The sequence below is a fragment of the Cohaesibacter sp. ES.047 genome, assembly GCF_900215505.1.
In the GTDB taxonomy this organism is placed as follows: domain Bacteria; phylum Pseudomonadota; class Alphaproteobacteria; order Rhizobiales; family Cohaesibacteraceae; genus Cohaesibacter.
In genome coordinates this window covers 2,522,494-2,549,083 of the sequence record NZ_LT907844.1, presented here as the reverse complement: position 1 = coordinate 2,549,083, position 26,590 = coordinate 2,522,494, and the positions used below count along the sequence as shown (strand labels likewise).

The 26,590-nt window shown below is 56.4% G+C and carries 24 protein-coding genes and 1 pseudogene; 10 read left to right on the top strand and 15 right to left on the bottom strand.

All coding sequences use genetic code 11. The features are described from left to right. Positions 1-19: 19 nt before the first annotated feature. Positions 20-1,324, bottom strand: a complete 1,305-nt coding sequence (locus CPH65_RS11615; protein WP_157747645.1) for a GGDEF domain-containing protein — start codon at positions 1,322-1,324, stop codon at positions 20-22. 461 nt (positions 1,325-1,785) lie between these two features. Here CPH65_RS11615 and CPH65_RS11610 point away from each other — a divergent pair, with 461 nt between their 5' ends. Next, on the top strand, positions 1,786-2,175 hold the full coding sequence (locus tag CPH65_RS11610; protein ID WP_096173614.1) for a cytochrome c family protein: 390 nt from the start codon (positions 1,786-1,788) through the stop codon (positions 2,173-2,175). An 85-nt stretch (positions 2,176-2,260) separates the two neighbouring features. On the opposite strand, the gene CPH65_RS11605 is transcribed toward CPH65_RS11610, so the two are convergent. The 3 genes from CPH65_RS11605 to CPH65_RS11595 form a co-directional block, all read right to left on the bottom strand. Continuing rightward, positions 2,261-2,842, bottom strand: coding sequence for a GNAT family N-acetyltransferase (locus CPH65_RS11605; protein ID WP_096173613.1), 582 nt, complete (start codon positions 2,840-2,842; stop codon positions 2,261-2,263). 316 nt (positions 2,843-3,158) lie between these two features. Continuing rightward, the gene (locus tag CPH65_RS11600; protein WP_096173612.1) at positions 3,159-4,640 is read right to left on the bottom strand and encodes a hypothetical protein; all 1,482 of its coding nucleotides are present in this window, start codon (positions 4,638-4,640) and stop codon (positions 3,159-3,161) included. Further along, positions 4,640-5,653 (bottom strand): hypothetical protein, encoded by a 1,014-nt coding sequence (locus CPH65_RS11595; protein ID WP_096173611.1) that lies wholly within the window; start codon positions 5,651-5,653, stop codon positions 4,640-4,642. Before CPH65_RS11595 ends, CPH65_RS11600 begins: the two co-directional genes overlap by 1 nt. 651 nt (positions 5,654-6,304) lie before the next feature. Between CPH65_RS11595 and CPH65_RS11590 the strand changes: the two genes are divergently transcribed. The 4 genes from CPH65_RS11590 to CPH65_RS11575 all read left to right on the top strand — a co-directional run bounded on the left by CPH65_RS11590 (position 6,305) and on the right by CPH65_RS11575 (position 10,190). Continuing rightward, entirely contained in the window at positions 6,305-7,114 is an 810-nt protein-coding gene (locus tag CPH65_RS11590) for a (Fe-S)-binding protein (protein WP_096176373.1), read from the top strand. Positions 7,115-7,130: 16 nt separating this feature from the next. Further along, complete coding sequence (locus CPH65_RS11585; RefSeq protein WP_096173610.1) at positions 7,131-8,561, top strand: LutB/LldF family L-lactate oxidation iron-sulfur protein; 1,431 nt, start codon at positions 7,131-7,133, stop codon at positions 8,559-8,561. Beyond that, the gene (locus CPH65_RS11580; protein ID WP_096173609.1) at positions 8,558-9,256 is read left to right on the top strand and encodes an LUD domain-containing protein; all 699 of its coding nucleotides are present in this window, start codon (positions 8,558-8,560) and stop codon (positions 9,254-9,256) included. The genes CPH65_RS11585 and CPH65_RS11580 overlap by 4 nt, the downstream gene beginning before the upstream one ends. A gap of 130 nt (positions 9,257-9,386) precedes the next feature. Continuing rightward, positions 9,387-10,190 (top strand): hypothetical protein, encoded by an 804-nt coding sequence (locus tag CPH65_RS11575; protein ID WP_096173608.1) that lies wholly within the window; start codon positions 9,387-9,389, stop codon positions 10,188-10,190. Between the two features lie 359 nt (positions 10,191-10,549). On the opposite strand, the gene CPH65_RS11570 is transcribed toward CPH65_RS11575, so the two are convergent. Continuing rightward, entirely contained in the window at positions 10,550-10,897 is a 348-nt protein-coding gene (locus tag CPH65_RS11570; RefSeq protein ID WP_096173607.1) for a DUF1127 domain-containing protein, read from the bottom strand. A gap of 421 nt (positions 10,898-11,318) precedes the next feature. Here CPH65_RS11570 and CPH65_RS11565 point away from each other — a divergent pair, with 421 nt between their 5' ends. Continuing rightward, positions 11,319-12,206: a LysR substrate-binding domain-containing protein gene (locus CPH65_RS11565; RefSeq protein WP_096173606.1), complete on the top strand. Its 888-nt coding sequence runs from the start codon at positions 11,319-11,321 to the stop codon at positions 12,204-12,206. Between the two features lie 36 nt (positions 12,207-12,242). Here the strand turns inward: CPH65_RS11565 and CPH65_RS23885 are convergent, their stop codons facing one another. Further along, complete coding sequence (locus CPH65_RS23885; protein WP_157747644.1) at positions 12,243-12,470, bottom strand: hypothetical protein; 228 nt, start codon at positions 12,468-12,470, stop codon at positions 12,243-12,245. Positions 12,471-12,954: 484 nt separating this feature from the next. Beyond that, a complete protein-coding gene (locus CPH65_RS11555; protein WP_172891510.1) occupies positions 12,955-13,881 on the bottom strand; it encodes a DMT family transporter in 927 nt (308 codons plus the stop codon). Between the two features lie 1,132 nt (positions 13,882-15,013). Here CPH65_RS11555 and CPH65_RS11545 point away from each other — a divergent pair. Beyond that, complete coding sequence (locus CPH65_RS11545) at positions 15,014-16,078, top strand: hypothetical protein (protein WP_096173602.1); 1,065 nt, start codon at positions 15,014-15,016, stop codon at positions 16,076-16,078. 68 nt (positions 16,079-16,146) lie between these two features. On the opposite strand, the gene CPH65_RS11540 is transcribed toward CPH65_RS11545, so the two are convergent. Both CPH65_RS11540 and CPH65_RS11535 read right to left on the bottom strand, forming a co-directional pair. Next, a complete protein-coding gene (locus tag CPH65_RS11540) occupies positions 16,147-16,452 on the bottom strand; it encodes a hypothetical protein (protein WP_172891509.1) in 306 nt (101 codons plus the stop codon). A gap of 153 nt (positions 16,453-16,605) precedes the next feature. After that, positions 16,606-17,985 carry a glutamate--cysteine ligase gene (locus CPH65_RS11535; RefSeq protein ID WP_096173600.1) on the bottom strand — a complete coding sequence of 460 codons (1,380 nt, stop codon included), beginning with the start codon at positions 17,983-17,985 and terminating at the stop codon, positions 16,606-16,608. Positions 17,986-18,126: 141 nt separating this feature from the next. Here CPH65_RS11535 and CPH65_RS23880 point away from each other — a divergent pair, with 141 nt between their 5' ends. After that, the gene (locus tag CPH65_RS23880; protein WP_157747643.1) at positions 18,127-18,315 is read left to right on the top strand and encodes a hypothetical protein; all 189 of its coding nucleotides are present in this window, start codon (positions 18,127-18,129) and stop codon (positions 18,313-18,315) included. Between the two features lie 21 nt (positions 18,316-18,336). On the opposite strand, the gene CPH65_RS11530 is transcribed toward CPH65_RS23880, so the two are convergent. Beyond that, positions 18,337-19,335, bottom strand: coding sequence for a DMT family transporter (locus tag CPH65_RS11530; protein WP_096173599.1), 999 nt, complete (start codon positions 19,333-19,335; stop codon positions 18,337-18,339). Between the two features lie 220 nt (positions 19,336-19,555). Here CPH65_RS11530 and CPH65_RS11525 point away from each other — a divergent pair, with 220 nt between their 5' ends. Next, positions 19,556-20,095: a MarR family winged helix-turn-helix transcriptional regulator gene (locus CPH65_RS11525; protein ID WP_096173598.1), complete on the top strand. Its 540-nt coding sequence runs from the start codon at positions 19,556-19,558 to the stop codon at positions 20,093-20,095. Positions 20,096-20,136: 41 nt separating this feature from the next. On the opposite strand, the gene CPH65_RS11520 is transcribed toward CPH65_RS11525, so the two are convergent. The 3 genes from CPH65_RS11520 to CPH65_RS11510 form a co-directional block, all read right to left on the bottom strand. Further along, positions 20,137-21,105, bottom strand: a complete 969-nt coding sequence (locus CPH65_RS11520; protein ID WP_197704014.1) for a DMT family transporter — start codon at positions 21,103-21,105, stop codon at positions 20,137-20,139. Positions 21,106-21,225: 120 nt separating this feature from the next. Continuing rightward, the gene (locus tag CPH65_RS11515; protein ID WP_197704013.1) at positions 21,226-21,873 is read right to left on the bottom strand and encodes a LysE family translocator; all 648 of its coding nucleotides are present in this window, start codon (positions 21,871-21,873) and stop codon (positions 21,226-21,228) included. A 113-nt stretch (positions 21,874-21,986) separates the two neighbouring features. Next, positions 21,987-22,757 (bottom strand): 16S rRNA (uracil(1498)-N(3))-methyltransferase, encoded by a 771-nt coding sequence (locus CPH65_RS11510; protein WP_096173597.1) that lies wholly within the window; start codon positions 22,755-22,757, stop codon positions 21,987-21,989. A gap of 238 nt (positions 22,758-22,995) precedes the next feature. Here CPH65_RS11510 and xseA point away from each other — a divergent pair. Continuing rightward, positions 22,996-24,570: pseudogene (gene xseA / locus CPH65_RS11505) on the top strand (exodeoxyribonuclease VII large subunit); the annotation flags it as partial. 483 nt (positions 24,571-25,053) lie between these two features. On the opposite strand, the gene CPH65_RS11500 reads toward xseA, so the two are convergent. After that, complete coding sequence (locus CPH65_RS11500) at positions 25,054-25,545, bottom strand: peroxiredoxin (protein ID WP_096173595.1); 492 nt, start codon at positions 25,543-25,545, stop codon at positions 25,054-25,056. 51 nt (positions 25,546-25,596) lie between these two features. Then, complete coding sequence (locus CPH65_RS11495; protein ID WP_157747642.1) at positions 25,597-26,448, bottom strand: protein-disulfide reductase DsbD domain-containing protein; 852 nt, start codon at positions 26,446-26,448, stop codon at positions 25,597-25,599. Between the last annotated feature and the right edge of the window lie 142 nt (positions 26,449-26,590).

Genomic DNA, 26,590 nt, shown 5'->3' with positions numbered 1-26,590 from the left:
TCATTAACTGCGACACGCTTTAGAGGAAAGCGAGCGTGCGCAGGCGCTTGTCGTGATACATGCGCGCATCGGCCAGAGCCATCAGCGATGCGAGGCTGCCGTCGGATTCAAAGAAATGCACGACACCAATGCTCAGACCAAGCTCGGAGAAGCCCTGCTCGGCGATGCGCTGTTCAATGAGGTTCACCTGCTCCCGCAGATCTTCGGCATCAAGGCTGCCCGCCCTTGGGAAGACCTGAACGAACTCGTCTCCCCCCAAACGAAAGACACGGTTATCGGCAGAAATACGGCTGAGTTCTTCTGCGACAAGACGCAACGCGCGATCGCCCTCACTGTGCCCCAGTGTGTCATTGATCCGCTTGAAGCCGTCAAAATCGATGATCATGATGGCCGAGTTCCGCATGGCCTTGGGATCGAACATCGAAAGCTCGCCCCCGTCCTGCACCTCGTTCTGCATGTCAGAAAGGCATTCCTTGATGAAATTCTCGAAAGCCCTGCGATTGCCCTGTTCGGTTATAACGTCGGTGTTGGCATCCTCTGTCGCTCTTAGCGCTTCGGTTCTGGCGGATCCAACCTCGATATAGAGGCCGTACAGCAGCGCCAGCTCCCGCATCAGGGTGACAACATCCTTGAGATCCTCCATCGCATGATCATTCGCGACAAGCGCATAACCAACACATTCGTTGAAGGAGTTCTTCAATCCCATGCCGAGCACATGCTCCAGCCCTGCGGCTCTGACCTCACTACTATTGGTAAGATAGGTCTCAAGTTCCGTGCCCACCATGATCTGGCTGCAAGGCTTGAAGTCGTCCCGGCAGCGCAGCGTCGGCATCATACCGGACGACAGGGACTGTCCATCATAGGCTTCGTTGAAGCGCAGCGAATGAGAGCCTGCATCCAGCCCACCAAGGGTGATCCAGCGTACATCGAGATGCTTGCGCAATGTATCGAGCGCAGCCCGATCAGGCTTTACGCCGTTGGAGACTCGCTCGGAGAAGTCGTCTCTCAGAGACTGAATGCGTCGCCCCAGCAGATTATCATACTTGACGAGCAGCAAGTTGTTGTCGCCGTAAGCATGGCAGGAAACACTCCAGCCGCTCATGGAGGCCAGATCGAACAATTCGTCGGAGAGATTTCTACCGCACCCACATTTGTGCATAGAACAAAAGGACAGGATCCGCTCTTCCAGACCAGAAGGAAGATCGTTGATGGCCTTGTTGCGATACTGAACCTGACCGGCGGGGTCAATGATGATCACGCCGTCGCTCATTTCTTCGAAGATCGTGTCTAGACTGATTGGCAGTGTCCTAGGCAACGCAGTCATGATTGTTGGCCTCATCTGTGCTCTCAAGACAGAATTATCGACACTGATTCATAAAATCCCCTTAAACCATAGAGTTTTCTTTGTCTTTTTACCACCAAGCCCCCCGCATACATCCTGATGCAGAGAAGCCGCACCGCCTTTTGGGCGAAGTTAAAACGTCCATTCGCCCTTGCAATCATGATTGGCGGGGCTATCCTATTTTTCAACGATTCCAAGTTGTTTGGTTCTCACGAACGGGGCAACTGCGACAATTTGGCTTAATTTTTGATGAAAAAGATGCTTCATCGATGCATCAAATTCGCTAAGAATTCAGTCATGGTACGAGTAAATCCCGACGCTCCTAACCTTGTCGTTAACGTTTGATCGGGTAAATTCGCAAAAGGACATGTCTCATGCGCATTCTATAGGTCCAGACTAGACCCAGACCTGGCGCAAACAGCATGATAGAGAGGACCAATCCCATGAAGAAGTTGATCGCAATCACCGGGCTCGCTTTGTTGACAGCCACCGGTGCAGCGCTAGCAGATGGTGACGCAGCAAAAGGCGAAAAGGTTTTCAAGAAATGCAAAGCCTGCCATCAGATTGGTGAGGATGCAAAAAACCGGGTTGGCCCGATCCTGACCGGTGTGGTCGGTCGCAAGATTGCCTCGGTCGAGGATTTCAAATATTCCAAAGCCTTCCAGGAAAAAGCAGAAGCTGAACCTGATTTTGTGTGGACCGAAGAGAATATCTCCGAATATCTGACCAAACCGAGAGCCTTCATCAAGAAGAACAAGATGGCCTTTGCGGGCCTCAAGAAAGAACAGGATCGCGCCGACGTGATCGCCTATCTCAAGAGCTTCTCTGAATAGAGTGGCCAAGCGACGCTCGATCATTCATTGATCCATCATGCATCCCGGTGAGCCTGTCGCCGGGATGTTTTGATTCAAGAGGCACCTAAACCATGTAGGTGGTCAGGCGCGTGTGACTCTTGCGCAGGTCATCCCAGGTCCATCCCTGTTCACGGAATGCAATCCGTCCGTGGGAGATTACAACCCGTTTGCGGGCCTGAGCGCCGCACATCTTGGCAAAAAAGAGTTCTGCCACATGGTTTCTTGCTGCCATCCAGAGACCAAGTCCTTGATAGTTCTGGGCAATGAGCGCTGCGGCGAGATCGACAAACAGACGCTGACCATGGCCTGATCGCTGATAGTCGGGATGGATGTAGAGAGCATAGAGCTCGGCATCGGTCTCAAGCTCCTCTCCTTCCCTGTCCCCTGTTCGCATCGGCCCGGCCAGACCATAGCCGACGGGTTCACCGTCAACAGCAATCAGCCGCGCGATAAGATCCTCGCCATCATCGGCCAGCCAGTCCCGCCAATGGTGGATCTCCGCTTCGGCATCAAGACGGTCAAGACTTTCCTTTGGCAGCAAGCCCTTATAGGCATGTTGCCAGCACACGACCTTGAGGTGAGCGATTGCGCCTGCATCTTCCGGGGTTGCCGAACGCAGGGAAAATACAGGCTGATTGAGTGTCATTGGTGGTAGCTTTTCGGAATACGGGAAACAGTTGGCGCAGGTGATCTCAAAGACACGATAAGACAGGCTAACTCAAAAAGACAAGCTGGGGTGCTCAACACATTCCCCCAGCTCATCTGGCCTCCCCCGTTTATCTCGTGCCCAGTTCATTTCGTGATGGTCTGGTGCGCACCACCCGGCATGCTCTGAGAGCATTTTCAAGCACTTGCAATCTATCGAATGACGATCTGCGTAAAGTCAGAACGCCGTATCCAATCACTCGATCTAGCACCATGCAGACGGGATGCATTGCGCTTTTTCTGCTTTTAGAGCCAGCTCAACCGATCACGTGAGCCGGCAACCAGAAGACAGCTTGCGGCATGATGAGCACCAGTGTCAAGCCGATCAATTGAAGTATGAAAAACAGTGCCAATCCAATTTGCGGCTGCTTGTGACCGAGCTCCCCGCTGCCGCGTTGCCCGGTGGTTAGCTCCCCGCTCTGTCTCGTGTAGGTGACCACCGACGTGAGCAGTGCCAGCCAGACCAGAGCGGCCATCCAAAGGCGCGTCGGGGCGTATTGATCGAGAAGACTGAGCATCTGGAATGGATGCAGGGCGCTCAAGGACAGATCCGGATCGCTATTCGCCGCCATATCTCCTCGCGCAATGGCAAACTCACTCCACAGGGGGCTCAACAGAGAGGAGAAGTCGAGCGAGGCAAAGAAGGGGCGCAGCATCGGCAGCAGAATGAAGGTCAAAAGGATCCAGTCAACAAACAGGCCGAGCGCCACAAGACATCCCAGCACAAGGAACAGAAGCCACCAGGCGCGTGTCAGTGGGTCAAGCGAAGCAAGAAGGTTTGTACTATCGGCCAGCAGATCCGTCCCGCCAAGCGACAGGAACACCAGATGAAAGCAGTAGGCCGCCAGCATCATGGCGGCAAGATTGCCCGTCGCCGCAAGCGATCGACAAGCCGCTTTGGCGAGCGAAGCCGGACTGAATCTGCCCTGCAAGATGGAGAGCAGCATGATGGCACAGGCGAGCACAGAGAATGTCGTGGGCAACGTCAGCTTCCAATGAAGGAGCAAGAGCACTGCCAATGCCACCAGAAAAAAGAGGGGGGCAACATCGAAGATAAGCTTCGCCAAACGGACCATGCGCCCCTGCGCGGCCACAGCCGCTCCCTTGTGCGCTATCGAATCCGCCAACCCTGCCCGATCCCGCAGCCTTTGCAGATGCGCGTCCACCCAAAGATCAAACAGCCAGTTGACCAGATAGACGCCACACATGAGGGATGCAGGCACCAGAAGAACGAACGTCATCGCTTCGGGGGATAGTTCGAACAGCCTGGCGACGATGATCATGAGCAGGCTTGCCGGCGTGAACATGGTCATGAACAAAGACCGCCGACCCACGTCGACCTCGACAGCCGACTTAATCCTGATCTGAGACTTGCGCTTGGCGCGGCTGGCTTGGTCAATGGTCAGCCAGGCTGGATCGGAATAGCCCTTGATGGCCCGAGAGGCTCGTTCCATTTGGCCGGTCGCCACCATGAATTCGGTGAGCAACAACAACAGGGGTAAACAGAGCAGCGAGGAATCGAACAACAGGTCGGAGAACAGGAGGTGCGGCAGATCACTCATGCGATCGGTTGAGATCAGACCGGTTTGCACGCCAACCCAGCCAAAGGCCAAAGCGAGAGCAGACAGCTGGAACGCAACCGGGTAGCCGACCGGGTAAAGCAGGACAAAGCTCAACAGCAGCAGCACCGGCGCATGGTTGAACCAAAGGCTTTGCAGCAAGGGAAGCCACTCGGTCATTACCCGCCCTTCCCTTCCATCCCCTGGCTTTCCGTCTTGCGACCAAAGCGAGAGGCTCTGAAGGCGGACTGGCTATCGGGCATATCAATGTGAGAGGCGGCCCGTTTGCTGAGGTAATGGGGACCATAAAGATAGACCAGCGAACGCAGCATGACGCTGATCGCCGCCAGACTGAGCAACAGGAAGGCAAATGGAAAAATCGCAACCAGGATCCATTCGGGCACGGTTTGGCCGCCAACCGTCAAGGCAACGTCCGGCCCGATTTCCCGCCCTTGATGGATCTCGATTGCAAACAGACATCCCTGTTTCACGGCGGTCCAACAGATTGGTAACAGGAACAATACTCCGCCGATAAACTCCTGCCACGCTTTGCGCTTGAAGTGATTGTCCTCCAACCGACAGGGTCGACGGTGGTGCGCGTTGCGGATATAGGCGAGCCCGAGCCCACCCAACAGGAAAATGGTGGTGAACCAGCTTAAATAGGCCTCATCGCGACTGACAAGCAACCGCTCCGGGTTTAGCCAGGACAGCCCGGCGACATCGAAAGCCGCCGGGGATCCTCTTGTAACGGACAGCAGAGCCAACAACAGCAAAGGCACGAACAAGAGCGCGGTGAGATAGCCCATGAAGCTCAGGAATCTCGAGAGATCCTCGCTTGCTTCCTGCGCACTTAACCAGACACCGCCACTCTGGCGGCGGCAACTGATCGTGAAGAGGCAAGCCACCAGAAGGATAGCAACAAGAAGCCCCAACGGTTCATGCAACAGATCGTACCAGTCATGTTGTGGGATCCAGATTTTCACGATGCGATCCATGGCGGACGGCAGAATGATGAAGGCCAGAGAAAACAGCACAAAGGCAAGCAACAGAAAAACGGGCCGCCCCCGACGCCAGACAGCGATCAGAAGCGCGACAAAGCCTCCGACAAGTGCGGCAACGACCTGACTTTCTTCAACAAAAATGGTCGCGAGGGTCAAGGCAATACTGAGCCAGGCGAAGAGAGAGCCCACCATCAGCAACCTTCACCATCAATCGGGTATCCCTTGGAAGGCAAGGTATTTGTCCTTGTGTGTGATTTTGATTGCAGCTGCACCTGATTTTCAGGCTGCCACAAATTGCGAAGAATTTCACCGGTAGCAGGCGTCATTCGATCGAATTTATATGTTTTTGTTCATACATCGTTAACGACAACAGACGCGGCAAGGATGGTCCATGCGCGCCCGAGACGCCACAAGCGGGTCGAGGGTCGGTGCCTTTTGCTCACGTCTTGGACGGGGTGAGCAGACGATGAGCCGATTGTCATCACACCCTTGTGGCCGCACTCCACAATATGATGTTGCTGGAAAGGATACGCTCCTGTTACAACCTTTTCTTGGAAGGACTGTTTTTTTTAAAACCAGATCCACCCTTGTGAAAGGCCAAGATGTGCATTGGGCACAGCCGGAAACAGGAAAGGCTTTTCAGCCTTAGTGACGCGATTGCCACAGGAAGCAGGGTAAGTCGCGAAAGACCAATATCCTTCGTGGAGCGCCCCCAGCCCGGTCGCAACAAACGGGCAAATGAAAAGCACCTCATGGAACCGTCTGCATCAACCCAAGGCAGACTGCAACCAGCCAGAAAGGGGTCTCCAGCCGCTCCTGATGGCACCAGACAATGAAGATCACATGGACCAGATTGAATTGAATTTCGGTGATGCGCCAGCCAACGCTAGCAGCAACAAGCGGGTCGGCCTGTTCGTCACCTGCCTCGTCGACCTTTTTCGCCCGACCATCGGCTTTGCCGCGGTGAAACTGATCGAGGATGCAGGCTACACGCTTGAAGTCCCCAAGGATCAGACCTGCTGTGGCCAACCTGCCTACAATTCCGGAGACCGGGATGATGCCAAGGCCCTCGCCAAGCAGGTGATCAAGGCCTTTGAAGACTATGACTATATCGTCGCCCCGTCCGGTTCCTGTGCCGCCATGATCGCCAAGCATTACCCGTCCCTTCTGGCCGATGATCCTGATTGGGCTGACCGTGCCAGCGATGTCGCGGGCAAGACCCACGAACTGGTGAGTTTTTTGGTCGATGTCGCCGGGGTCAACGAGATCGCTTCGAACTACCGCGGTTCGGTCACCTATCATGACAGCTGTTCGGGCCTGCGCGAAATGAAGGTGCAGTCGCAGCCGCGCCAACTGCTTCAGTCCATTGATGGGGTTGAGCTGAAGGAAATGCGCGACAGTGATGTCTGTTGCGGTTTTGGTGGCACCTTCTGTGTCAAATACAGCGATATCTCCAACGCCATCGTCGAGAAGAAATCCCAAACCGTCTCGGATGCCGGTGCCGGAACGCTTCTGGCGGGCGATCTAGGATGTTTGATGAATATGGCTGGCAAACTCAAACGTGAAGGCTCTGCCGTTGAAGTTCGGCATGTGGCGGAAGTTTTGGCAGACATGGCGGACGGCCCGGCAATCGGTGCCAAGAAACAACGCTAGGAGGCGGTAGACGACCATGGAAATCAAGTCACCGACCTTCAAGACCAATGCCCGCGAAGCGCTGGCCGATGCCAATCTGCAAAAAGCGCTTAAGAATGTCGAAAAGGGGTTCATCGGCAAGCGCCAGCAATCGGTTGACGCCCTGCCCGAATTCGAAGAGTTGCGCGATCGGGGCCGAGCGATCAAGACCCATGCGCTCAAGCATCTAGATCTCTATCTCGAGGCCTATGAGGAGAAGGTTCTGGCTACCGGCGGGCATGTCCACTGGGCAGAGACCGGACAGGACGCCTGCGAGATCGTCAAGACAATTTGCCAGTCGGTTGATGCCAAGACCATCACCAAAGGCAAGTCGATGATCTCCGAGGAAATGCAGCTCAATGCCTTTCTAGAGAAGGACGGCATGAAGGTCGTCGAGACCGACCTTGGCGAATATATCATCCAGCTTCGCGGCGAGCATCCCAGCCACATCATCGCACCGGCGGTGCATGTCACCAAGGATCAGGTGGAGGCCGATTTCCGCCGGGTTCACACCCATCTGGACAAGGACCGGGATCTGTCCGAGCCGGTCAGCCTTTTGGGCGAAGCGCGCGAAGTGCTCAGAGAACAGTATTTTGCCGCCGATGTGGGGATTACAGGGGCCAACTTTCTGATTGCAGAGACCGGCTCTTCGGTGATCGTGACCAACGAGGGCAATGGCGATCTCACCCAAACGCTTAGCCGGGTGCATATCGTGCTGGCCTCGATTGAAAAGGTGGTCCCGACCCTCAATGATGCGGAGCATTTCCTCAGGCTTCTGGCTCGCTCGGCCACCGGACAGGAGCAGAGCGTCTATACCACGATCTCGACCGGACCGAAGCGGGATGAAGACCCGGACGGACCGGAAGAATATCATGTCGTTCTTCTGGACAATGGGCGTTCGTCGATGCTGGGCAGCGAGTTCGAGGAAATGCTGCGCTGCATCCGCTGCGGGGCCTGCATCAACCATTGTCCCGTTTATCACGCGGTGGGCGGTCACGCCTATGGCTGGGTCTATCCCGGCCCGATGGGTTCGGTGCTGTCCCCGTCCCTCATCGGGGTCGACAAGGCGGGCCACCTGCCCAACGCCTCGACCTTCTGCGGGCGCTGCGAAAGCGTCTGCCCGATGAAGATCCCGTTGCCCAAGATGATGCGGCACTGGCGCGAGCGCGAATATGAGCGCCACCTCAATCCCACGACACAGCGCTGGGGTCTAAAAGGTTGGGTCTTCGTGGCCAGCCGCCCCCGCCTTTATCACGCCCTTGCGGGCCTTGCGATGGGTGTGATGAAGCATCTGGCTCCGATGACCGCGCTGATGCAGAAGCTGCCGATGACCGGCGCATGGACCAAGCATCGCGAGTTTCCGGCTCCAGAAGGACAGACATTCCAGCAACAGTGGGCCAAGGAACAAGAAAAGAGGAAAGCGGCATGACCACCAATGACAACAATGCTGCCCGCTCGGCCATTCTGGGCAAGATCCGGCGCTCTATCAGTGGCGGGGCCTCTGATGCCGATCGGTCCACTGAGCGCAAAGCAGTTGAGGCGCGATTGGCAGAAAAGGCCATCGGTTTGATCCCCGCCCGTGCCCAGATCGACCGGGAAGAGCAGATCAAGATGTTTCTGGCCTTCTCGCAAGCCGTTTCCTCGTCAACGGATCGGCTGGCGTCCTATGACGATGTGCCCTCCGCAATCTGTGCCTATCTGCGGCAGCATAACCTGCCGCAACAGGTGCGAAGCGGCAGCGATCCGCGCCTTGCCGCCATCAACTGGGCGGCTGAACCGCAATTGGAACGCCTGATTGGTCCATCTGACGGGAAGGACGCGGTTGGCGTTTCGCATGCTCTTGGCGGCGTGGCCGAAACCGGGACAGCCCTTCTGGTGTCCGGCCCGGATAATCCCACAACACTCAATTTTCTGCCCGAAACCCACATCATTGTCGTCAATGCCGATGACATCACCGGCGATTATGAAACCCTGCAGGCGCGGCTTTATGGTGAGGATGGTGAAGCGGTTATGCCGCGGGTTGTCAACCGGATCACCGGTCCGTCCCGCTCGGGCGATATCGAGCAGGTCATCATGCTCGGCGCCCATGGCCCAAGAGACGTCCATGTGATTGTGGTCGGCTAGCCACACGCCCTCTCTGAACCGCGCTTTCTTGACCTATGGTGCGGGGCAAGGCATCCTCAGTGTTTGAGCAATGCTATGCCCCGTTCCCTTCAGCGTCTTTTGGCTCTGAAACGGGGTGGAGGACGGCATAATGGATGACACCAAAAGCCAGTTTCTGACATTTCTCGATCAGATCTATGGCCACGCGGCGATTGAACAGATCTCGACACTGACCGGTCTTGACGGCAACGATCTCGCCAAGGCAAGCGACGTGTTTGTTCCGACATTCCTCACCGAATTGATGAAAACCTTTGGGCCGGATGGTGATCCGTCTCCGCCACTTGAGACATCCCGCACCACGCCGAACCCATTCTGGCCTGAAGCTGTCAGCGACGCCATGGCCTCGCTTTTGGAACAGGGAGCGAGCAGCGCGGCCGCCTCTTCCGCCTCGGGCCAAGATCGACACGGCGCCTTTCCCATGGATCTGATTGCCGGGCAAAGTGCGGCGATGGAAAGCCTCTATCAGGTCTTTATGGGTCAGATGGCACAGGCTAGGCTGATGGAGGACGCACGACGTGCCACGGGATTGTCCCGGCAGCAGTTGTCGGAATTGTTCCCGCTGCTGACAACCTACAGCCTGTTGCCCCTCTCGCCACGGATGATGATGCCCGCGATGGATGATCCGGCTGGCTGGATGGATTACTGGGGAGACTTTACCCGCCGCACCTTCCGTCAGGCCAGTGAGGAACTGGAGGCGATGCCAAGCCCGCTTCATGCTGCTTTTGATGGTCTACTGGCCGGGTTCTATCCCGACGCGACCAAGGCGGAAGCACCGGAAAAAGAACCGGATCCCGCCCAAGAAATGCGAGACGCAACGCTTGAGCTGCAGACGCAGTATCTTAAAGGGCTGAATTCCCTGTTCGAGCATTATCAGCCGAAAATGGCGGGGCGCTGACGAACAACGCGCCAGAGAATGCGGACAAGTCAGAGAATGCGGACAAGTCAGAGAATGCGGACAAGCCAGAGGCGGCAAAGACAAAAAAAGACCCGCCTCAGGCACATCCCCTTTGAGGCGGGTCAAGGAATGGGGATCTCAAGGAAAGATCCCCGGCTGCTTAGCAAAAAGTCCCCCAAAGCCCTCTCTACCGGTACAATAACCGGCCCGGATGTGCGGAATTAAGAGAGCGAGTCGTGCTTCAAGGGACAAGCTTCCTCAGGAGCCGCCGATGCGGCAGGGCGATTCCGAAGGTCTTGGGGCTTCTTGAGCCTTGCCGGATGGGATGATCAACCCGGCAAGGCCTCATTCAGTGGCTGCTATTCAGCAGCGATGCATACATCTGTTCGGCGCGTGGAACGCCCCGCCACATAGGGCTGTTCGGGCAGTGGGCGCGGCCATCGGGCCAAGGCGTCCAGTTCGCTCGAATGCACGCGGCGGCGGGCTTCAAACGGGTCAATGAGGAACGGATCTTTGCGCAAGGGCAAGGCATTGGCACTCACGATATCGCCCCGGGTCAGGCCGATATCGGCAAGGGTCTTCTCATCAAGCTTGCTGAGCTGATTGAGAGCAGCCCGATTGCGGGCGATGTTTGCAAGGCTCGTTGCGAGGCGGCGGAGGCCGCTTGCACTCGAGGACAGGGTTTTGATGAATCCCGCTGTCAGCATGGGTCTTCTCCTAGTGTCGGGATCAGTCCGCCATCATGCGGAACTGATCGGTTACGTTTGAAAGGTCCAAGCCCGGTTTCAATCTTTGGACTTTGGACCGTCCGCCCCGCCCTGCTGCCTGCTTGCCAGATCGGTTTTCACGATCAGGCGTCGGTTTGAACCGGTGACAGGACGCACACCCCTGCTCTTGAAAAACGCGATCTGCAAATCGGTGTCTCAACCGTTTCCATGCTTGCTCATCGGAACAGGTTCCCGTGGTGGGTGTTGACCTCAATATCGTGGATTTCGTTTGATAAATCCAACGAATGTTTTTTATGGAAACCATCTTATTTTGTGATAGATTAAAAAAACAATCATGTGGTCCATTGTCAGACCCTGCCCCTAAAAATTTCCATTACTATATGAAAAGATTGGCAAAAACGTGAATGCACTTCTGGATCTTGATCAGCTTCGCACCTTCATAGCCATCGCTGAAACAGGCAGTTTTACCAAGGCTGCAGAGCAGGTGAACAAGACGCAATCAGCCGTTTCGATGCAAATGCGCCGTCTGGAAGAACGTGTCGGCCAGCCGATTTTCGCACGCGACGGGCGGCAAAGCAGAGTGACTGATGCGGGTGTGCGCTTGCTGGATTATGCGCGCCGAATGCTGTCCCTCAATGCGGAAACCTTCGCGGCCTTCTCGTCAGACGGCATGTCCGGCAAGGTACGCCTTGGGCTTCCTGATGATTATGCCCCGCGCTTGCTGCCGACGGTGCTGGCGAGTTTTGCCACGACCCATCCCAACATCGAGATCGAAGTGGTCTGCGAACAGAGTTCCTGCATCTACCGGCGGATAAAGGATGGCCGACTGGATCTTGGCATCGTCACTCACGGGGACTCGATTGCCGAGCGCAATGGACGGATCATTCGCTCTGAACCCCTTCTGTGGGTTTCTTCGGCGCATCACTCGGTGCATTGTCAGACGACCATTCCACTCGCCCTTGGCACCAAGACCTGTTCGTGGCGTCAGCGGGCAACGGAGGCCCTGTCCAAAGCGGAGAAGAAATACCGGATTGCCTATGTCAGTTCTTCGGCTGCGGCTGCGACCGGTGCCGTGATGGCTGGCCTTGCGGTGGCCGTCCTGCCTGAAAGTGCGCTGACATCGGACATGCGGGTTCTGGGTGCACGTGAGGGCTTTCCGGAGCTGCGCAATTGCAACATTGCGCTGATACGCTGTGAGTCTGCCAAGGATCGCATTCACACGGCACTGGCCGCCCATATCGTCAACGCGCTCGACAACGTATCAGGCAGCAGCCTTGCCGCTGAATGAAGATTGGCCTTCATCGCCCACGCGTTGCTAGCCGTGCTACGAAACACCTGTCCTCTGGCGCTGTGGCGGGAAGCTAGCAATGAAGTCCGGGTCATCGATGTCAAGATGCTGCGCCACTTCTGGCAACCGATCCCAGATTTCATCATAGCGAAGACAAAGAACAGTATCGCAGCTTGCTTGTTTTTCGAACCAAGCCTGCTTTTGCTTGCGGATCGCGCTCTTGTAAGCCTGTCTGGCGCGCGCGCCAGACGAAATCGTGGCCAAAGGGCAAGCAAGCTTTGCAGCCTGAAATTTCAGCCATCTCCGTCTGAGAATGCTTCTGGTGGCCTCTTCTTCGGACCCGAATATGTATAGCGCTGTTCGAGGGGTGTCTCTGGGTTCCCAATTGGGTGGCCGCGGTAGATGCTTCAAACCGTCATGGTCATGGGGGCTGTTGATCCGCTTGTACCGGGCGACCTCGTTCATCAGTATTGAGGTTGCGACGCCTCCCGGCGAGCTAATCAGCACATCAATCTCTCTCGGCACGACAGGCAACCAGACCTTCCGCCAACAAGCCTTCAAGAATAACTTGATCGTGCGCTTCATTTTTCGTCCTCCGTCAATTGGATTGAACTGAGGTCGATCTCCGGTCGAGACCGAGACGCAACAATATGAGGCCAGTGAAGGACGACTTAAGTGACCATTTTATGGCAAGTGTGATATGGAAGGAACCCCGGCGCAGGCCGCGAGATGGTACCCGGCAAGGGCTTTAGCGATTGCCACCCTGCATGACGAGAATGTTGCCGGCAACGATCGCGAGCAGGCCCGCAAGGCCTGGCAATGTCCATTGATAGCCCTCGAAAATCGTCGACAGCACGAGAGCCACGATGGGAAAGAGCACCGTGAGATAGCCCGCGCGCGCAGGCCCGATGCTCGATAGCAGGGTCATATAGCCCCAGAAGGCGATGACCGATGACATGATCGTCAGCCAGCCCATGGCAATCCAGTATTTGGGGCTCCAGTCGATGAGAAACGGCTGATCAAGCACCTGCGAAAGAATGAACAGCCAGACCGTGCCGTAGAACATGCTCCAGGCATTGGCGCTGATGAGCGGGACCTCGAATTTCTTGTTGGCGACGGAAATCATATTGCCCGTGGAAAAGCACAAGGTTCCGGCCATGCCCAGAGCAAGACCAATGAGAATGCCTTCATTGCCCGCGTTGTTGGCAATTTGTGGCCAGAAGATAAGGCCAATGCCGGTAAAGCCGAGAAGAGCCCCGATGAGGCCGAAACGCGTCGGGATCTGGCGAAAGAAAATTGCCGACATGATGATGTTGACCAGACTGGTCAACGAGAAGATCACCGCCATCAGACCGGACGCCATATAGCTCGCCGAATAGTAGAACAGCACAAAATTGCTAGAGAACATAAACATTCCCAGCGCCATGATGCGCAGGTGGACCTTTGGCGGAAAGCGCAGGCGATACCCACCGATGAACGCCCCGATGAACATGATAGAAGCGGAAATGGCAAATCGGTAGAGGCCGGTGACCAGCGGTGAGACGATGTCGAGCTGATTGGCCATGGCAATCCAGCTGGTGCCCCAGACGACCACCATCATCCCGTAGAGCCCCATATCCTTTGGCGACATGGCACCGAATTTACGCGGCGCCTGCCCGGATGCAGGTGGTATCATCGTTGCTTCGCTCATGGGGTCCTCAGCGCATACACGTGCCGGTCGCGTGCCTCGACAGAGGGGCTGCGCGAAAATAACGATGCAAGTCTAGCCAACCCGATCGATTGAAACCAATGACAAATCGAATACCTTTCATCAAATTTTGTGATCATTAGGGCTGCCATTCCCTTCCGCCTGCCATTGTCACAGCGATATCGCGTGCTGGCTTGCGTTCCGGGCATCATCTGGAAATATTTTTCCGTTTTGGACAGTTTTCGATACAATTCTTCCATCCAACTTCCGCTTTGGATCACGAACAGAGGGAAGACCAAGACCATGCATTTCAATCGCGATCCTTTTGCTCAAGCGTTATCGCAGCTTGATCGCATGATGGTTCGGCGCAGATCGTTACTGAGCTCGACCGAGGCCGGTGGGATACGTCTTACATCTTGGGGCTGCACGACTATTCCGCCTGTTGATGGCTATTCAAAAAGTCGTGACCGGACAGTCTACGCCATCCTGTCTCGCGCCCGTTTGCAGAACTGATACCCTCACGGAATATGCCTTAAAATGCTACCAAATAAGGACTTTTCACCTGTCTGAGCAGAGGTTAACAAAGCCTTACGGAGTTCACTCCGAAACGGGAACATTTCCAAAAGCAATTATTTTTGAGAATAAACTTTCTCTACAACCAGAAATTAACTTGACTGATCGGCGTGAATGGTTCGTAATTGCCCTATCAGAGTTGAGTCATGAAGTTTATATGTAACGCCCTGGTTGTGCTGAGTTATCAGCGAGCAAGTTATACCCTGCTTGCTGACAATGCCGATCTAGGCACAAATTGAGTTTCAATCGAGATACGGGGACGCAATTCACGGGTTTGGCTGGTCACCGAGCTCCACTTTCGGAACCGATTTCCAGTTTTCCGCTTGCGCTTTGCCCCCACAGACAGCTGATGGATTCGACGTTTATCCTGAAGCGCAACCGGCTTTTTTTTCTCAAACAGGCTGAATGCCAGACAGATAGGTCCGCCGATCTTGTTCCGTTTCAGCCCCAAGAGAGTAAGCCAGCCAGGTCTGAATGGTGCCCGCCGTATCCAACTCCGTAGTCGGCAGATTTCACGTCGACATGATTTCTTGGGAGGAGGTTCGCAATGCTTGAAAGACTGGAGAGTCCTCAGCAGACTGCAAACACAAATGTGCCCTACGGTCGTGATCTGACACGCCGTAACGAATTTGCTCAGCCGGGCATTGGCATTTCAAGCTCGATCAGGATTGCCAAGCTTGAGGAGGATCTCGCTTGGCACCACGGTCAGCACGCGCTTGAATCCTGGCAGTTTTCAACCAATCTGCATGGAATGGGAAAGACGTTTTCTTTCCGCGTTGATGTCATATTGGTCAAGACCGGAAAAGGCAAATCAGAAGCATCTCTCGGCCTTTGCCTGATGGATCTGGAAACCGGGTGGATCCGCGAAACTGATACGATGCTACCGCTGGAAGACCTTCACGTCGGCGGTAAGGGCTTACGCATTCAGACGCCAGAGCTGACGATCCGCGGCAGCAGCACGGACATTTCCATCATCGCCGACATGCCAGACGCCTTTGTTGAACTGTCCGGACTGGTGCTCAATCCGGTGCTGCTCAACAACGGTGGCGCTCCGTTTCATTTTCTGGGCGCAAAACAACGCAAATTTGCCGTCCCTGCAATGAGTGTTTCGGGAGCGGTCACGCTGATGGGCATGCGCCAGTCCGTGAACGGTGCCATGTGGTTCAATCGGCAGTGGGGCGAGTTGCCCAAGCGGTTCAGCCTTGGACGGGATCTGGAACGACGCCAGTGGATCAACGTCTATCCGCATCTGGACAACGGCATCAGCCTCAGCGTTACACAGTTCTGGGACTTTGAAACCGACACGATCGACACCGAATGCACCGTCATGTTGTCGGATGGAACAAATGTGGTGGAGGCCATTGAGCCGCTGCAGATGCACAATTATGTCAACAGTCGCCGCTCGGGAAAACGCTACCCGCGGCATCTGGTGCTCTCGAGCGAACCACTGGAAACCTGTCTGCAGATCAGTCTGCCAGACAAGCACCGCGAAGTGCTCTCGAAGATGGGTCAGATGACCAAATTCGATGGCAAGATCAATGTCAGCGGCTATCTCTATGGCGAGGCCGTGAGCGGAGACGGGTTTGCCGAAATGCTGGGACGCTGGCGCTAACGCACCTCGTGGCCCCTCCTCTTCGAGATTACACAAAGCCCTGCGGCCGCTCATCCGAGCGGCCCTTTTTATTTCAGCCATCTGGGACGATAAAGGACCGTACGCTCCGGGATGACCGTTTCATCATCACTGCGGTAGATCTCATATTCGGCACATTGCTGTTGGCCAGCCTTGGTCGCGCTGATCGCCGTGCATTCAGCGATGAAGATCTTGCCTGACTTGGTGGTGAACTTCAGATCATCGAGCGGTTCGTTCTCAATGGTCTCCACGGTTCCGAAATAGCTCTTTCCCTCGAAGACAACCAGATCATCGAGGCGCACGCCGCCGGGATAGAAAAGCAGTTTCACCGGTGTCTTATCCGGTTTTTGACCCATGATATCAGTGGGAACACACGCTCCCAAAGTCGACAAGGTCAAAATGCCGCCAATCAGAAACTGTATCAGCCTTTTCATCGCATAGATCCCCCGTTCCGTCCTTCATGATCCTTTGATCCAGAAAGGGAGGCGAAATGCGTCGGATCCGGCTTCTTAGTAGGCGAAGTCCTCAAAGACCCGATCGATGTTGCCGCCCCATTCGTTGTTATATCGCATGAGCAACTGGTCCGAAGGCGTGAGGCCCATGGTCACGGTTTCCTCAAGCGCTGCCAGATACTGGGTTTCATCGAACCCGGCCCCATTGAGCCGATCCCGTGCGGCAAGACCTTTGCGGGAAAGGTCAACCACCTGTTTGGCGATGGCGAGAATGTTCGTGTCCCGGAATTTCGTCTTCAGGCCATTGGTCGCAACATCGATGCGCATCGCGTCCCGCTCTTCCGCGGTCCAGTCCTTGACCAGATCCCAGGCCGCATCCAGTGAGGGCTGATGATACAGCAGCCCCGTCCAAAGCGCAGGAAGCGCACAGATGCGTCGCCATGGCCCCCCATCCGCGCCGCGCATCTCGATATAGCGTTTGAGGCGCACTTCGGGGAAGACGGTTGTCAGATGATCTTCCCAATCCTGCAGGGTGGGCATGGTGTCGGGAGTGTCATCCTTGCGCTTGCCGTTGAGGTAATCGCGGAATGTCATCCCGGTCATGTCGTAATAGGTGCCTTCCCGCGTGATGAAATACATCGGCACGTCGAGCGCCCAGTCGACATATTGCTCGTAGCCAAAACCTTGCTCGAAGACGAAAGGCAAGGTGCCTGTCCGGTCCGGATCCGTGTCGTGCCAGATCGCGCCGCGCAGGGACTGGTAGCCGTTCTTGTGACCATCAACAAAGGGACTGTTGGCAAACAAGGCAGTTGCTATGGGCTGAAGGGCGATACCAACCCGCATCTTCTGGACCATATCCGCTTCGCTGCCGAAATCGAGATTGACCTGAATGGTGCAGGAGCGGAACATCATATCAAGACCACGACTGCCCACCTTGGGCATATAGTTCATCATGATGCCATAGCGGCTCTTGGGCATCACCGGGACCTCTTCGCGATGCCACTTGGGTGACACGCCCAGACCGAGGAAACCGATACCCAAGGGATCAGCCACTTCACGGAGTTGTGCCAGATGGCCATGCACTTCGCGGCAGGTCTGATGCAGATTGTCGAGCGGAGCGCCGGACAACTCGAACTGGCCACCGGGCTCAAGAGAGATGGCTCCGCCTTCGATCGGATCGACCAGACCGATGATCTTGCCCTTGTCTTCCACGCGCTTCCAGCCCAGAAGCCCTTCCATGCCGAGCAGCAGGCGTTCTATGCCGCGCTCACCCTCGTAGGGCACAGGATCCAAGGTATCCTTGTAGAAGACGAACTTTTCGTGCTCGGACCCAATGCGCCATTTGTCCTTGGGCTTCTCGCCGCTCGAAAGAGACTCGATAAGGGTCTCGCGGCTATCAAGGGTCAGGACGACAGGGGATGTATCGGAAGCGGCCATTTATGGGCTCCTTGCAAATTGGGCAGGCTTGGCTGTCGATTAAGGGAAGGCAGCACGCTGTGTCAACTTAGGATCTTGGAAGCCGGGTTACAATGGCAGCGCTGCGGATTGTTGCGGGATTCAATTTTCATATTCCCGATCATGACATCAAAAACAATCAAAGAAAGTCAATGTATCCCGTCTTGTGCACCGAATTTCCATGAGACACAAGGTCAATATAGCGAAATTCAAGCCAATTCAGGCGGTTGTTCAGAAGGCCTGAACGATGAGCAAAAGACCGCCACGAAGGCGGTCCTGTTCGTCGTTCCCATTGGGGATCTGCTCGGCTGAGAGGGGTGTCATCGGTCGAGCCTATTTGCCCGCCCGATCGGCTTTGGCCCGGCTGCCTGCCCATTGGAACAACACAATGCCGGCCCCGATCATCAACGCGGACAGCAACAGGTTTGGCGGCAGCGCCTCATCAAGCCAGAGCCGTGCAACGCTGGCCCCGACCACTGCGCCGACCAATCCGATCTGCGAAAGATAGACGGGTCCTGCAACCTTTTGCAGGATGAAATAGAGCAGGTAGAGCAAGCTGAATGTGGCGACCTCAAGGGCCAGAAAGGGCAGTGTGGCGGGCTGGAACAGGCTTGCGGGACCGGATGGTCCCTCAAATGTCAACGCCAGCGGAAGCAAGCCGGCTCCGGCAAACAGCAGCATCATGCTCGCCAGAAAGAGCGGCGCGACGCCTGTAGGCCAGCGCATGGTGCGGTAGATATTGCCCATGGCGAGAAAAAGCGGCCCGGTCAGTGAAACAAGGATCCAGAACAGCGGCGCATCACCCAACCCCGCCTTGGATGCTGACAAGAGCACACCGCCCGCCAGTCCCAGCAGGAGAGCAACCATGCGCCAGAGCGCAAAGCGTTCGACACGCAGCATCAATGCCAGCAGATAGGTGATGAGCAGCGGGAACAGAAGCGTCATGGAAATGAAGCCCGCTCCCACATGACCGACGGCCATGAAGGCAACCGCATTGGGCAACACGAACAGCAAACCCGACAAGATGCCATATTCGAGCACCTGTCCCCGCAGAGCGGCCCCCTGTCGCCGAACAAAGCTTGTCACGAAGAGCACAAAGCCTGCCAACATCAGGGCAAACGAGAGAAAACTGAGCGGACTGGCTCCGGCGCGAATGCCCTGTTTGCCCAGAAGCACCTGAGCGGCAAGCAATGTCCCCACCACGAGCACCAGAAGCACGGGCAGGGCCTGCTGCTTCAGTGTCTCAGTCGGTGCATCCGGGATTGCAGAGGCGGGCGCTTCATCCAGTACCGCGTTGGTACCGGCATCGGCGGCGATCGTTTCTTGTGTCATTGGCTACCTCTATCACGAAGCTTCAAAATCTGGAAGGCTGCGGAAATGGGTGCCTTCACGCGCCTTCGAGTGCATCTTCAATATATCTTGTCATTAATTATCTTAATGTCAAGATATTTACTCAAAAGATAAATTGCACATGATCGTTCAGCGCCTTATGGTGGGGGTTATGGCGGCCGCAAGGCTCACAAATTGACAACGCAAGCAGGGAAACGAGGCAATGAAACAGCAACAGAAGGACCGAGCGGGGGTCGCAGCAGATCAGTGGCGGCAGGAAAAGCCGGACTGGGATCTGCTGCCGATGGAGCTTCTGGGGCGCATCAACGAAACAACCAATGTCGTGCGGTCACGCCATATCGACCCCCTGTTCGAGCAATTCGGATTGCAGAGCGGTGAGTTTGACGTACTGGCGACCCTGCGCCGTGCGGGGCGCAATGAAACGGGCCATTATGCCCTCACCCCGTCGCAAATGTATGATGCAACCATGATTTCGTCGGGCGGCATGACCAACCGGCTTGACCGGCTGGAAAAGGCCGGACTGGTTGAGCGACGGGCCAATCCCAAGGATCGGCGCGGCACCATTGTCGCCCTGACCGACAAGGGCACCGATCTGATCGAGACTGTTGCTCAGCGCCATCTGACAAATGAAGCGCGCATTCTCGCAGCCCTGACACGCGAAGAACAACAGACCCTGAACGGTCTGATGGCCAAGCTGCTCATCAGTGTCGAGCAGCTTGATGGCCCGCAACAGGAAGCCTGAAGGGCAGACCGGCTGGCTTGCACGTGAGAATTCTTGATGCTTCAGGCTTTGCCGTGTGAGGCGGCTTGACGCTGCGCGAGCTGTTCGCGGTAGATCATGTAAATACCGCCGCAGACGGTGACGACAATGCCCAATCCGGCCAGTTGATTGGGCAGATCAGAGAAGATCGCCCAGCCAATCGCTGTGGCAAACGGAATTTCCAGATATTGCATCGGAGCCAAGGTTGCGGATGGCGTATAACGAACCGCAGCGGTCATCAACAAGTGACCGACGGTGCCGATGGTGCCTGCGCCGATCAACAAGGGCCAGTCCTCAGCACTCGGCCATAGTGGACTGAAAAGCGGAAATACCTCCGCATCCAGCACAAGCACCGGGATGAACAGGATGCCCAGCGCCATGATGCCCGAGACCACCTGAATGGAAATGGGGTCGATCTCACGGCTCATGGTTCTGGTAACCAGCATGAAGACCACAAAGGTCCCGGCCACGCCGACTGGCCAGAGCGCATTCGCCCCGACGGCAAGGAAATTGGGCTGAACAACCATCAGCGTCCCGATGAAACCGAAAAGCGCCGCCGCAATCCGGTGCGGTCCGATCTGCTCCTGCATAAAGATATGGCCAGCGAAGAGCATCAGAATGGGATAGATGAAGGCAATGGCCGTGGTATCCGCAAGTGCCATGTGCTTGAGGCCGTAATACATGCCCACGATGCCCAGAATGTGCATCAACGAGCGCCAGAACAGGCACCACCAAGCTTTGGCGGACAGGTTCAGAAGATGACCCACGCCCTTCTTCTGGCGCAGCATCAGGGGCGTCATCAGCACAATCTGGCAAATGTAGCGCACGATGAGTACCGTGACGACAGGAACACTACCGGACAGGATTTTCATAAGTGCGTCGGCAAAGGGAATGACAGCACAAAAAGACAGCATGAAGGCAATGCCAAGCAGGGGCCTGTCACGACCAGCCATCAGAAGCGGCGAGAGTTTGGGTGTGCTGTTGTCAGTCATGGCGCGACGCTATGCAAGAATGGGGTGAGAGACAAGTCAAAGATTTTGATCGGTCAAAGCCGCTTTGTTGATGAATGGCAGCAAGGCGAAGCTGGGCTGACAGCCCCGACGCACTTTGGTCTATTCGCTGAGCGCAATCCGGGCACCGATGCCCAGCAGCAAGCCGCCAAAGGCCCGGTCGATCCACTGAGTGAGTGTGTTGTGGTTGCGCAGGAACCGCCCCAATGACGCAGCAGCGAGCACGAAGCAGGCCTCGACGGCGAAGGCGATCAGGATGACCACGCAACCCAGGAACACCGTCTCGGCAAAGATCACCAGAGACGACCGCCCTATATCATGGGCTATGAACTGGGGCAGGAAGGCAAGAAAGAACAAGGCGGCCTTGGGATTGAAAATATCCACCAGAACGCCCTGCCGATAGGCGGCAAAGGGCGTCACGCTCTGCTTGTCGTTGGCCTCGTCAAGCGCCAGTGATGACTGTCGGCTGAACAGGGTCTTCAACCCCAACCAGACCAGATAGGCCGCGCCAACATATTTCACGATCGAAAAGGCCATGGCAGAGGTGGCCAGGATAGCCGAAAGCCCGAGCGCGGCGGCAAAGACATGAACCAGCGCCCCGCTACATACCCCGAGAGAAGCCGCGATCCCAACTTTCCTGCCGTGACCGATTGTGCGGCTCATTATGAAAATCAAATCGGGTCCGGGCGCAATATTCAGCATCAGACAGGCGAACAGGAAAAGGCCCCAAGAGTCAGCGGACATGATCATTCAGGAAATCCCATGATGAGAGAGGGGGAGGAACTAGACACAATCGCAAGCGCATTGAATGGTGTATGTGCCTTTGGGACAGTATGTTTATCGCTTGCGGGTGGTTGGCGGGCCTAACGCCAGTCACCCAAAACTGCCTGAAGAATGGCGAGCGCGGCCACCGCAGCGGTGTCGGCTCGCAAGATCCGGGGCCCGAGCGGGATTGGCGTGACAAAAGATAAGCCCCTGAGACGCTCCCGTTCCTCGACCGAGAAGCCTCCTTCAGGACCGATAAGCAAGGCGAGTGGCGGCACGGCCTCGCCCTCACCACGAAGCGTATCGAGCAGCGCCAAAGGATCTTTGCCCAACTCCCCCTCATCGCAGAAGACAATATGGCGGCCGTCCTCATTGTCTTCCCAACCGTCAAGCAGTTTGGGCAGCGTAACAGGCTCGGTGACTTCAGGGATGGCAAGGATTCCGCATTGTTCTGCTGCCTCGATCACATTGACGCGCATCTTGTCGAGTTTGGGACGCCGCTCCTGCGTGTGCTGGGTGAACACGGGGCGCAACTGGCTTGCTCCCATCTCCACGGCCTTTTGCGCCATATAGTCGATGCGAGCGGATTTAAGTGGTGCAAAGAGATAATGCAGATCCGACCCCAGCTCTTGCGGTTGGGGTCGCAGCTGCTCGACCGGCACAAGGACGCATTTCTTGCGACCAAGAGGCCGCACTTCGACCTTCCATTCACCATCGCGCCCGTTGAAGATGAGCATCTCGTCACCCTCTTCCATGCGCAGCACATTGAGCAGATAGTTCGCTTGCGCCCGGTCGCAGGGAATGGCGATCCGCTCGGCAATATCCTGTTCCACCCAAAGGCGCTGGCTCTTGAAGTCGTAATGGGACATCGGTCTCGCTCGGTCTTGAGAAATCACACTTGTCCTTATTGCGCCGAATGGGCCCATGTGACAAGAGGCAGATCGCCCGAACTCCCATACAGAAACACCGCGCTGACACTCCGACGATGGACTCGGCACATGATGTCTGGATGGTGCGTCAGGGCACAGGGGTGCTTGACCGGAGCGGGAAAGACAGGCACCTATGAGGATCAAGCCTTTGTTCCGATTCTGATCCTTGGGAAGTGCCATGTCCGACCCTGCACCCTCCAACGCTACCGAATTCACCGTCTCGGAAATCTCCTATGCGGTGAAGTCCTCGATTGAGGATCAGTTCGGCTATGTGCGTGTGCGTGGTGAATTGGGGCGCGTGTCTCGCCCGGCCTCCGGCCATGTTTATCTCGATCTCAAGGATGACAAGTCGGTGCTGTCCGGCGTTATCTGGCGCGGACAGGCCTCGCGCCTTGCCGTGAAGCCCGAACAGGGTCTTGAGGTGATCGCAACGGGCAAGCTGACCACCTTCCCCGGCCAGTCCAAATACCAGATGGTCATCGACCATATGGAGCCGGCGGGCGCTGGTGCCCTGATGGCGCTGCTCGAAGAGCGCAAGAAGAAACTTGCTGCCGAAGGGTTGTTCGCCAAGGAACGCAAGAAGCCTCTGCCCCACCTGCCGCGGGTTATCGGTGTGATCACCTCACCGACCGGGGCCGTTATTCGCGACATTCTTCACCGGGTACAGGATCGGTTTCCTGTCCACGTGCTGGTCTGGCCTGTTCGGGTTCAGGGAGAGAGCTGCGCCGAGGAAGTCGCAGCCGGTGTGCGCGGGTTCAATGCCTTGCCTGCGGATGGTCCAATCCCGCGGCCTGATCTTCTGATCGTTGCACGCGGGGGCGGGAGCCTTGAGGATCTGTGGGGGTTCAACGAAGAAGCCCCGTGCCGGGCCGTCGCCGATAGCGATATCCCCGTCATTTCCGCCGTCGGGCACGAGACCGATGTCACCCTCATCGACTATGTGGCTGATTTGCGCGCGCCGACTCCAACAGGCGCTGCGGAATTGGCGTTACCGGTGCGGTCTGAGCTGGTGGCGACACTGGGTGATCTGGGCCTTCGCCAATATGGTGCGGTGGCCCGCATGATGGATCGTCGCCGGGCGGACTTGCGCTCAGCAGCCCGCGCCCTGCCCCAGCCGCGAGACATTCTTGCCCTTGCCAGACAGCGGTTCGACATGGCATCGGGTCGGCTCGATCAGGGCCTTGTCAGCCTGACGCAAAATCGCCGGTCGCGTCTTGAGGTCGCTTCGTCCCGCCTGCGTCCGGGCTTGATTTCGGATCGCGTCCGCTACCAAAGAGAACGGCTCGAGGATCGCAACAACAGACTGCAGAAAAGCCTTGTCAGCTCCACCCAGACCAGACGCGCTCACCTTGACAGCACGGCTATTCGCCTGCGCGGCGGTCTGGTCACTGAGCGGACCAAAAATCACAAGCAGCGTCTGGCTGATCTGGGTGATCGCCTGACAAACAGCTCGATGCTGACGCGCAAGCAAAAGCGCTCAATGCTGGATTCAGCCAGCCGACTGCTCGACAGTCTGTCCTACAAGGGTGTGCTGGATCGCGGCTTTGTCATGGTCAGGGATCGGGATGGCTCTCCCATTCGCCGCGCCGAACTGGTTAATCCGGGACAGGGGTTGAGCCTGCAATTCGCCGATGGTCATGTCAACGCAACGGCATCTCTGATCGACCCCTTCGTGCCGAGCGATGAAGATGTCGCCCCGGTGGCCAGCGCTCCGCTTCCCACAGAAGCGGGCTTGGGATCTGAACAGGGGGCCGGGATCATGGGGGCCGCTGCGATTTCGGCCGAGGACATCGAAGCCCACCTTCTGTCCATCGCCGGAAAGCGCGCCCGTCGCCGGGTTGTGCGCCGCAAGGCTCCGGTGACCGCGGAAAAAGCCGAGGCCGCAACCAAGGCAGAGGGAAAAGCGGGAAAAGAGAGCTTGGACAGTTCGACGCCACCGCTTGAAACCGCAGAAGACGAAAGGCTGGTGGAAGAACTCGAATCCTCGGTGCAGGCAGCCGAGGAGGTATCCACGCAGCGTCTTGAAGAAGCCACCGCGAAACTTGCCAAGACAATTGAGCAGGAAATCCTTGCCCGCCTCAAGGAACAGGCCAAGCAAGGCCGTGCCCGCAAGAAAGCGGAGAAGGACGGCAACAAGGATGGTAAGGATGACAACGTGCAGGGCACCCTGTTCTAGGTCCGCCCTGCCCGCTTCGTTTGATCAAGTCATCTTATCGATGCTGCGCAAGGTTTGACCTCAAGCGCCTTTCAGCTGCTCGATGATGCCAGTTGCACCGGATTTTTCGACGACACCAGGATTGTCTTCGAGATTGAGATGGGTGACGACACCATCATCGACAATCATCGAGAAGCGGGAGCTGCGCACGCCCATGCCGCCTGCTGACATGTCCATGTCGAGGCCACAGGCCCGGACGAACTCAGCGTTCCCGTCAGCCAGAAATGTGACTTGACCCTCGCCACCGCTTGCCTTGGCCCATGCGCCCATGACGTAGACGTCGTTGACCGAGACAACCGCGACTTCATCAACACCAAGCGCATGCAGGCCATCGATAGAATTGATGTAGCCGGGCAGATGGTTGTGGTGACAGGTGGGAGTGAAGGCTCCGGGCACACCAAACAGGACCAGCTTGCGGCCTGCGGTCATGTCGGAGAGTCTCTTCTCGATCTTTCCATCTTTGCCCATGACCATAAAGGTCGCGTCAGGCAGTTTGTCTCCGATTTTAATCATGTGAAGTCTTCCCTTTGTTGATTTCGGTATTTGGTTTGGTTGATCTCAAGTCTAGTTTTTTAGTGTTATTGACTGTTCCACGGCGTCATCACCGTTGGTCAGCGTAAAGGTCAGCTGGGCACCTTTCGTGACTGCGCCTTTCGGCAAGCCTTCGAGCAACAGTTCGAACTGTTGCGTGTCACCGTTCAGAGCCAAAGGTTTTGCCAGTGGCAACAGCCAGCCCTCGGGGCCTTCAACAAACAGGTCCTTGTCGCCGTACCCATCAGGAATGCGCGTCGAGATGAGCAGCCGGCCGGGCGCGTTGTCGGGCGTTTCTTGCGCGATGTCCGCAATCGAAAAGCCCTCGGACGGAACGCCGGGCACCAGAGCCATGTCTCGATCAATCAGAAGCTCCGCACCGGGATCAAAATTGTCGCCACCAGAAATGTCCAGCGATAGATCCGCCGCAATGGGGACGCACAATTCAGAGCAAAGGCCCAACTGTGCATTGATCTTCAGCTCGACCGGTTCGCCATCGTCATCAGGCGTCACCAGAATCGGGAAAATAATGGCATCCTTGAAACCCAGCATCTCACTCGTACCGACCTTGTAGCGCACTGGAGCGGGCCATCTGATCTCCATTTTCGCCATATTCCCGGAGCCGGATGCGTCGATGAGCGGTGGAATTCCGGAATCACCGGGTACCTTCCAATAGGTTTTCCACCCCGCATCCAGAACTATTTCGAGCCCTGCCTTATAATGGCCATCGACCGTACCCCCTGAAATCAGACGCATCCGACCGCCAAGGCTTTCCTGCCATGGAGAGGTCGCAGCCTCAGCCTGAGGCAGAAAAACGAGGATCGACAAGGCAGCTGCGCCAATGCAGTGCAACAGATTATTTGAATGGAATATCAATCGCTTCATTGCTATCAGACCTATTGCGATGAACGCATTTTCAGCAAACACGCCGGGCCTTTGCCTGTCAATCCCGGTCGCATGCCGCTTTGGTACACACCGCGTGTAATGGCGGACAATCACGTCGACATCATGACATAAGCCATGTACC